At 54.5% G+C, this 8,714-nt stretch carries 3 protein-coding genes; all 3 read left to right on the forward strand.

Going from position 1 to position 8,714, the window contains the following annotated elements; all coding sequences use genetic code 11:
• Positions 1 to 7,291: hemagglutinin repeat-containing protein (locus ACOTXT_RS21690; protein ID WP_421625446.1), on the forward strand; the 7,291-nt coding region annotated here is incomplete at its 5' end.
• A gap of 3 nt (positions 7,292 to 7,294) precedes the next feature.
• Entirely contained in the window at positions 7,295 to 7,750 is a 456-nt protein-coding gene (locus ACOTXT_RS21695; RefSeq protein ID WP_023294493.1) for a hypothetical protein, read from the forward strand.
• A 536-nt stretch (positions 7,751 to 8,286) separates the two neighbouring features.
• Entirely contained in the window at positions 8,287 to 8,412 is a 126-nt protein-coding gene (locus ACOTXT_RS21700; protein ID WP_256388758.1) for a hypothetical protein, read from the forward strand.
• Positions 8,413 to 8,714: the final 302 nt, after the last annotated feature.

An 8,714-nucleotide genomic window follows, 5' to 3' on the forward strand; every position in this document is an offset into this window, starting at 1 on the left:
CCAGAGCGCGGGCGGCAGGCTGCTGAGCGGCGGCAACCTGTGGCTGCAGAGCCGGGGGCTGGACCTTACCGGCCAGCTGGTGTCCCTGGGGGACTTAACGCTGCAGCTGACGAACGCGTTTACCAGCAGAACCGCCGTGGCGGCAGGCAGAACCCTCACCATCAACAGCGGCGGCGACATTGATAACCGCAGCGTGCTGCAGGGGCAGGCGGTCAACCTGAACGCGGGCGGGCAGCTCAGCAACAACGGACAAATCACCACCGGCGGCGGCGCGAGTACGCTTTCCGGCAGCAGCGTGGCGCTGAATGCCGCGGGTTCGTTGCAGGGCGGAGGTGACATCACCGTGGCCAGCCGGAGCAACATTACCGTGGACGGCTTCACCGGCACGCGCGGCTCGCTGACCCTGAGCGCGCCGGGCGCCATCGTCAACACCGCGCTGCTGTACGCGGCGAATAACCTGGCGCTGTTTGCCGACAGCATCACCAACCAGCGTGGCGACATCATGGCGGGGAACAGCCTGTGGATGCAGCGGGATGCGGCAGGGAATGCGAACAGCCAGGTGGTGAATACGTCGGGGAATATTGAGACGCAGGGTGGTGATATTACAATTAAAACTAATCGTTTTTTTAATCATTACGAAGTTTTTGATGTAAAAACAGAAAGCAGTAGTCCGACTAATTCAGGAGACTTAAATAAACAATTACCTTCCAATGCCCATTTTGGGGAGGACAGTAAAGGTCCTTACATTGAAGTTAAGATGCATATTGATCTTATACCCGATGAAGTTGTACTCAGTAACGGACCGGAAGAAAATGTAACTATACACACGCAAGGTACCGCAGGGAGACTTTCTGCAGGAAAAGATTTGAATATTTCCAGCAATGAGCTTGTTAATCAGGCAAGTAATATGCTGGCAACTGGCAATATCAATATTTCCGGAAATCAGTTAAATAATCAAAGTTACCAGTCTGGTAAAAGCTCCAGTGAAATTGTTTACCAATTATCCACTATGTCAGGCTCCGATGGTGATTTCCCTACGGTTGTTTACAGGCCTAAGAGTTCTTCAGGTTCTGTTCCTGATGGCCCTGTTTACCGCGCTGTTATACAAGCCGGCGGTAACGTTACCGCAAACTTCACCAGTAACATCAGCAACACTAATACCACCGCCAATGCAGGTGGCGTCAGCAACGTCATCTCCACGCCGTCGCTGAACACCCTCAGCAACCAGAGCGTCGGCAGCGGCGTACAAAAACAGGGGCTGAGCAATACCGGCACCGTGGCGGTGAACTCGCCGCAGTGGAACGATCAGCTCCAGGGTGCGCTGCAGCAGCTTAACGGCGGCGGCGCGCTGGAAAACGGCGGCGCGTCCGGCACGCCTCTCAGCAACATTGGCACCACGCAGAAAGGCAACGCGAACCTCGGCCAGCTGGGCGCACTGGCGAACGCCGGGGTCACCACCGCCGATCTCAGAACCGCTCAGGGCGGAGCCGTCGGGCATTATCAGGGCCAGCGCGTCGATACCAGCGCTTACCCGCTTCCGTCGGGCAACAACGGCTATTTTGTCTTCTCCGACAACCCGAAAAGCCCGTACCTGATCAGCATCAACCCGAAACTGAACGGTCTCGGACAGCTCGATCCCGCCCTGTTTGCCGACCTGAACGCAATGCTCGGGGTCAAACCGTCGTCCACGGCGCCGCAGGAGACGCGGCTGGCGTTTACCGACGAGAAGCAGTTCCTCGGCTCGTCCTACATGCTCGGCCGACTCAACCTGAACCCGGATTACGATTACCGCTTCCTCGGTGATGCGGCGTTCGATACCCGCTATGTCTCCAACGTGGTGCTCAACCAGACCGGTAACCGCTACCTGAACGGCATCGGCTCCGATCTGGATCAGATGCGCTATCTGATGGACAACGCGGCGGCGGCGCAGCAGTCGCTGGGCCTGCAGTTTGGCGTCTCGCTGACCGCCGATCAGATTGCCGCACTCGACCACAGCCTGCTGTGGTGGGAGAAAGCCACCGTCAACGGCGAAACCGTGATGGTACCGAAACTCTACCTGTCGCCGAAGGACGTCACCGTCAATAACGGCAGCGTAATCGCGGGCAACAACGTCACCCTGAAGGGCGGCGACATCACCAACAGCGGCAGCTCGCTGCTGGCGAAAAACAGCCTGACGCTCGACAGCCAGAACAGCATCAGCAATCTCAACAACGGCCTGATGAAAGCGGGCGGCGACCTGAACCTGAGCGCCATCGGCGATATCAATAACATCAGCTCCACCATCAGCGGCAAAACGGTCGCGCTGGAGAGCCTGGACGGCAGCATCAACAACCTGACCCAGGTTGAGCAGATTGATATCAACGCCGGAGGGAAGTACGGCAAGATCGGCCTGAAAGACACCCTGCTGGGCAGCACGGCGTCTATTACCGCGCAGGATGGCCTGTCGCTTGAGGCGGGGAAAAACATCACCGTTACCGGGGCGAACCTGGCCTCCGGCGGCGATATGCTGCTGAACGCGTGGGGCGATATTGCCGTCAACGCGAATCAGATCAACGACGCATTCAGCTCCAGCCGGGCGAAAACCAGCCGTTCGTCCGTCGCGTATCAGGGCAGTAACGTCACCGCGGGCGGCAACCTGCTGGTGAACGCCGGGCACAACCTTGACGTGACCGCCAGCGACGTGAAGGCGGGCGGCAGCGCGGGGCTGAGCGCGGGCAACGATCTCAATCTGAACGCGGCACAGATCAGCGAAAGCAGCCGTAAAGGGAAAAGCGAATCCCACAGCACCAGACTCGCTCGCACCACGATTTCCGCAGGCGATAACCTGGTGCTGAAGGCCGGGCAGGATATCAACGCGCAGGCCGCCGCGCTGGTGGCGGAGAAAAGCGTCGGGCTGCAGGCGGGTCGCGACGTGAATCTGGCGGCGGAAGAGACCACGCAGGGCGACAGCTATAAGTCAGGCCGTAAAAAAGTGATTAACGAGTCGGTTCGCCAGTCGGGAACCGACATCACTGCGGGTGGGAATGTGACTGTTGTCGCCGGACGTGATGTAACGGCGCAGGCAGCAGATGTCTATGCCAAAGGCGATACAGCCGTGGCCGCCGGGCGGGATATCACCCTTTCCACTGCGACGGAAAGTGACTATGCATACCGGGAGAAGAAAAAGACGTCCGGTGGATTCCTCAGCAAGAAAACCACTCACACCATCCACGAAGAAACGCATACGCGTGAGAAAGGTACGCAGCTTTCGGGCGAAAACGTTGCTCTCCGGGCTGGTAACAACCTGACGGTGCAGGGCTCGTCAGTTGCTGCTGAGCGCGATGTGGCCCTGAAGGCTGGAAATGATCTGACCGTGGAGGCAGCAACCAACACCGACACGTACTACGACATGAAGAAGACGAAGAAATCCGGCGTTTTCTCCAGCGGGTCGGGATTGGGTATCACCATCGGGTCGCAGTCTTCAAAAAGCACCCGGCAGGGGGCAAATACGACGCAGAGCGATGCCCGCAGCACGGTGGGCACTACTGGCGGTAATGTCATCATCAGCGCCGGAAATGACGTCCAGTTGAGTGCGGCAGATGTGGTTGCCGGAAGAGGGAAGGATGATTTCTCCCGCAAAACCGGCCATATCGATATCACTGGCGACAGCATCGCCATCCTTCCTGGACGGGATACGACCACTGAGTCCATGAAGCAGGAGTCCAAATCGTCTGGCGTCACGGTCAGTGTGAAAGCGCCATTTGAAGACACTGTGCGTAACGTGCGCGATATCGTTCGTGGTAAGGGCAACAGTGGCAACAGCACCGTCGATAAAGTGAAGGGGCTGGGGGCGGAAGGCGGTGCGCTCGCGCTTGACGGACCAGGGCAGATGATGGCCATTTCCGCAGGACGCACCCGGTCTTCCTCTGAGTCGCACTACGAGGGCGAGTTTAACAGCGGCAGTCATTTTGCCGCCGCAGGCAATATCCAGATGACTGCCACCGGTAAACAGGGAGGCAGCAACAGCGGCAATATCCTGATTGCCGGGAGCCAGGCTAAGGCCGGTGAAACGGTGATCCTCGATGCGAAACGCGACGTTGATATCACTACGTCCACAGACAGCGAGAAATACGGCAGTAGCACGAAAAATAGCGGCTGGAATCTTTCGAGCGCCCTGAGCGCCGGAAGTGCTGTTCGCGCCATCGCGGGTGGGGGGTCCCACGGCAATCAGCTCCTGCCGGGCGGGATGAGCAAGGCAGAGAGCAACAATAGCGGCAACCGGACTACACAAAACGCGTCGGTCATTCAGGGCTCAGATATTTACGTTAACAGTCGTGACGGCAGCGTGAATATCAGCGGCAGCCTGATGACCGCCACGGACGATCTTCTGCTGTCAGCCACAAATGGGGATATCTCAGTTTCTGCCGGACGCGATACATCGCGCAGTGAGAGCAGCGGCAGCAGCAAATTGCTGGGAACGCTGGGCGGCGATGGTTACAGCGCCACGGCAGGCTACCGTCATGAAAAAAACAGCAGTCGGGAAGATAGCAGCCTCGAAAACGGATTGCGCAGCCAGCTAAGCAGCAAAAACGGTAACCTTGTCGCGCAGGCCGGTAACGATCTCTCCCTGTCAGGTACGGATATCCGTGCCGGTAAATCGGTGTCACTCAGTGGCGAAAATGTCCTCATGGGGGTGAGCCGGGATACCCGCGACGGTGAAAACCACAGCAGCAGCGCCCAGTATGGTGTGACGGCATCTGCTGGCGGCTGGGCTGTTGAGGCTGCAAAAGCCGCTGAGACGGCTGCCCGCAGCGCAGAAAACGGCGATGATCCACGGCTGACCGCCATCAGAACAGGCCAGTCGGCGGCAACCGCGGCGCAGGGCGCTATGTCGGACTCGTCGCTCATCAAGGCTAAAGTGTCTTTAACGGCGGGGACGTCCTCTCAGGACAGTCGTTACCACAGTACCGACACGCAGGGCACCACCATTAATGCCGGCGAGAATGTCTCTGTTCGTGCCGGAAATGACATTGCCGGTATGGGGGTACAGATCGCGGGTAAACACGTGGCGCTGGATGCGGGGCGGGATATTCTGCTGTCTTCCTCCCAGAACACAACCCACTCTGAGAGTAAAAACAGAGGCAGCCAGTTCAGCGTCGGTGTCGGTGTGAGCCTGATTGGTGCGCAAAACGGCATCTCGGTGGAGCTGGGGGCGTCACAGCATAAGGGTAAGGAAAACAGCCAGTCGCAGCGCAATACGAACAGCGTTGTCCATGCTGATGAACAGCTTACGGTGAACAGCGGACGCGACACCACCCTGAAAGGTGCGGAGCTGGAAGGTAACCGTGTGGTGGTCAACACCGGGCGCGATCTCACCATCAGCAGCGTGCAGGATACAGCCAGTTATAACAGCAAGCAGTCTTCGTCAGGCGCGTCCCTCAGTCTGTGCATACCGCCACTGTGTTATGGTGCCTCTTCCGGTAGCGTCAGTGCATCGGGTGAGAATATCACCCAGAATGGTAAGAGCGTCGCTGAACAGAGCGGGATATTCGCAGGCAAGGGCGGCTTTGCCGTCACCACCGGAAATCATACCCAGCTTGACGGCGCGGTGATTGCATCCACGGCGTCTGCAGATAAAAATAGCCTCGACACGGGTACGCTGGGTTTCAGTAATATCCATAACGAGAGCCAGACCAGCGGCAACGGCTACACGGTGGCGCTTTCCGGCAGCGCGGGCGGCAGCGGAAACGGTGAAAACCGCAACCTGGCACCGGCCATCGGTACGGGCCAGGCAAAAGAGAGCCACACCGGCACGACCTCATCAGCGGTGAGTGGCGGTAGCATTGTCATTCGCAACCCGGCGGGACAGAAACAGGATATTGCTGACCTGAACCGTAATACGGCTGACGCCCACCACGGCGTGGACGTGAACGGTGATGTGCAGAAGGTCAGGGATAACCTGGCGGTCCAGAGCGAAGGCGCGGCGCTGGCCACCTCTGCGCTGGATGCTTACGGCAAGTATGCGGAGCAGAAAGCGCGGGAATCCAATGCGGCGCTGGGCGCGAAGCTGGCGTCAGAAGGAAAACTGCAGGGCGATACGCCGCAGGAGCAGGAAGCGTTCCTGAAGACGCAGCCCGGATATCAGAATACCGAGTACGGTCCGGGGAGTGCCTTCTGGACTAAGGGCAGCGCAGCTGCGGGATTACTGGCAGGTGCGCTTGGCGGTAACCTGAAGGCAGGTGCGGCAGCGGGGGCGGCCCCTCTGCTGGCGACCCTGGTCAAGGAGCAGAAAGATCCGACAGCCCGTGCCGCGCTGCACGGTATTGTGGCTGCGGCGCTGACGCAGCTGAGTGGCGGGAGCAGTGCGGATGGCCTGAAGGCTGGTGCCATAGGGGCCATTACGGCCTCGGCGATGACTGACCATCTGGTCAGCGCGCTGTATGGAGATAAAAAATCCAGTGACCTGACGGCAGAGGAGAAACGGCTGGTCAGTAGCCTCGTGAGTATCGCAGGTGGTCTGGCGGGCGCAGCAGTGACGGATGGTAGTGTCTCCATGGCGGCGACGGCGTCGGAAACGGCGAAGGTGGAGGTTGAGAATAACTCGCTGGGTGTCGTTATACAGGGCGGTAAACTGGCTGCACAGGGATGTCTGAAAATTTCTGCTTGCCGTGATCGCCTGGTTGCCAGTGGTCTGGGTGCTTTACTGGGCATTGGTGCATCCACATCAGCAATGGATACATTGTCACAAGATGAGCAGTTGCATCTGATCTATGTGGCCTCGCTCAATGATCCTTCCCAGCTCAGTCAGTTAAATGATGCTCAGAAAGCGGCCTATGAGTCCCTGACAGGTAAGACGATCACCAGTACTGGTGGTACGCAGGTCATCAACCCGGGACCATCAAACACTGGTGGAGACCAGACTGTAACTGGAAATGTGCCTTCAAATACAGGGAATAATAAGTCCTCGGGTCAGGGGGCAACCAATACAGGTAAGAATGATGGAAATCCGGATACTGGCGGCAATACTACGGTTACACCGATTCCAGAAGGGCCGAATAAGGATGATTTAGCTTATCTGGCCCTTAAGGGTAAAGAGGCTGAAGAAGCAGCTAAAAAATTAGGATTCGATACCAGAATCCCACCACAGAAAGCACCATTTAATTCTCATGGGCAGCCGGTTTATTCTGATGGTAAAAAATACATTACTCCCGATATTGATAGTCATAATGTTACAAATGGTTGGAAAATGTTTGATCGTAAAGGCAACAGAATAGGAACTTATGACAGTAACTTGAACAGGATTAAGGACTAACATATGTTTGGCATTTTCCCTGAGGATAAACCAGTGAATAATGAAGGTGAATGTTTCTTGCCATCATCGGTAATTATTGGTGGTTTTTCAGAGGTAATAAATATTCCACTATCTTACTGGAATATAGATAATTACAAAGTTAGCTGGCTAAACTCTCTTAAAGAGGGATTGACAAATAAAAAGCATGCTGCATTGGTTGTTTCAATGTATGAGCCTGATGATGCGAACTTTATATTTACTTGGGTTTTATATTTCTCGGGTAATGATGTTTTTGTTCAAAATAAAATTTTATTTTTGGATGAGTGTCCGGGATTCAATCCTGAAATGATAAATAAATTTACTGATTCGCGCAAAACACATAATGAAGATGGAGTTAAAATTTCAGAGTGGAACACTGATTTAGATAGTGTTATTAATTTTTATAAAACTCTAAAAAAATGGCATGAATCAAATCGTTGATACATGAATTTGAGGTATAGCGATATTATTCGATAATATATGAATTTATTTTGGCAGGATATTAAATGATATCAGTAGGTTACACCGTGTTATGTTCGTTGGGAGCTCTTCTGCGTGCTATTTATATGATAAATGCGTGGCAGACCTGAGCGTCACTGCGCGGCGGTAGCGTCTGTGGCTCCAAAATGCTTAACAGCGAAAAAAGCTTGGGCATAAAATACAACAGGGTCAATAAGCCACTAAAAGAAAAGGGATAAGACATTATCAGAGCAATGTGCGTCGGATCGAGTTGTTGTGGAGAATAACTCTCTGAGTGATGGGTTCGATTTGCCAAAAGGGATGATGTATAACTGCCAGTTGGTACAGTCCTATGCACAGTATGCAGAGGACAGCAATCTTTCGCCGGAGCAGGTTTAGTCTGGATTACAGGATATTGTGTGCGGTGATTTACCGGAGAGCGAAAACATTATCAAAGCGATCTGGGAAAACAGTCCGGGAACAGATGGTTTGTTAATAATCTCAGAGTCAGTGAAGGTATGGAAGATGTTAACGAGTATATTGAAAACCATTATCCTGATTTTGGCCCAATCGCCTATGAAGATCTTGTTGGACTGACGGAGCATGTTCAATTAATTTTCAAAAATGCTGGATATGATGCATAAATTTTCTTTATATGCTCTGTAATAACATTTTGATATGGAGCCTTAACCCGTTATGCGTAGGGATGGAAAGAAGGGGCAGGTAAATATTTAAGTCGGAATGCCTTAACAATAATTGCTAGCGCCACCAATCCTGGCATCTGCGCATTTCTTTATTTTGTAGACCCGGTAAGCGAATTGTATGACCGGATACATAGGTGACAGATCAGACCGGGAACATAGGTAACACTTTTAGTCTATCCGCACCACACTCTGGGTTTTTCGGTCGTAGTACGCAAGCGTTATTCCGTTGAAGATGATGGCCT

It is taken from the genome of Enterobacter cloacae complex sp. IR5422, from assembly GCF_049238165.1.
GTDB lineage: Bacteria > Pseudomonadota > Gammaproteobacteria > Enterobacterales > Enterobacteriaceae > Enterobacter > Enterobacter roggenkampii.

Excerpts from the sequence above, each read along its gene's own strand:
- ACOTXT_RS21700 (WP_256388758.1), top strand. The coding sequence starts at position 8,287 with ATGGAAGATGTTAACGAGTATATTGAAAACCATTATCCTGATTTTGGC.
- ACOTXT_RS21695 (WP_023294493.1), top strand. The coding sequence starts at position 7,295 with ATGTTTGGCATTTTCCCTGAGGATAAACCAGTGAATAATGAAGGTGAA.